The organism is Vibrio sp. 03_296, assembly GCF_002265885.1.
On the sequence record NZ_NPKW01001023.1, the window covers coordinates 1 to 782 of the forward strand.

Annotated in this window: 2 pseudogenes; one reads left to right on the plus strand and one right to left on the minus strand. The window is 46.4% G+C overall.

Annotation, left to right across the window (positions count from 1 at the left end):
- Positions 1–259, minus strand: a pseudogene (gene cca / locus CIK04_RS29575) (multifunctional CCA tRNA nucleotidyl transferase/2'3'-cyclic phosphodiesterase/2'nucleotidase/phosphatase); the annotation flags it as partial.
- A 98-nt stretch (positions 260–357) separates the two neighbouring features.
- On the opposite strand from cca, the pseudogene CIK04_RS29580 reads away from it, so the two are divergent.
- A pseudogene (locus CIK04_RS29580) lies at positions 358–782 on the plus strand (ExeA family protein); the annotation flags it as partial.

A 782-nucleotide genomic window follows, 5' to 3' on the forward strand; every position in this document is an offset into this window, starting at 1 on the left:
CTTCTTCTAAAGTCACATCTGGGAGAAAAAGCACTCAAAGCCTTTGTAGCCTTGGCCTGTTTTTCGCTCAGTACGAGCCAGCGCGTACTCTTGTTTGGTTTTGGGGTGTAAGAAAACCGGAAACTCTTTCCCGASAGGAGAGTACCCAGCATTGAGCATTTGTTCCGCGGTTGCACCGAACGACAACCCAATCTTGATCGTAGACGGGAATGTCCAATAGCTTGTCTCTTACCGCTCCACCCACTAAGTAAACTTCCACGCGTGTGACCTCGAATATTTGCGTATCTGACTGGACATTGTAGCAAGCAATGGTACTTTGCTCTCTATTCAATTGACGTATTGTCATTTGGTCTGTGTATGTATAAGGATTTTTTTGGTTTCTCTGAGCTGCCTTTCTCGATAGTGCCCAATTCCCGCTATCTCTATTTAAGTCAGCGCCATCGTGAAGCCATCACACATTTACAGGCTGGCCTCGGCGATGGTGGTGGTTTTGCCATGCTGACTGGAGAAGTGGGGACGGGGAAAACCACAGTCGCAAAATCGAATGTTGGCCAATCTTGATGCTCAAACGTGTGCCGCTTTACTGCTCAACCCAACTTTTTCCAGTGTCGAACTGCTTGAAGCCATTTGTGATGAGTTTGGCTTGAGCTACGCAGCTAATTCTTCCCTTAAACAGCTCAACCAACGCATTTACCAGTTTTGTTGGAAAATCATCAGCAAAACATCCAAACCTTATTGGTGATTGATGAAGCACAACATTTGGCGGCGGATGTGTTAGAGCA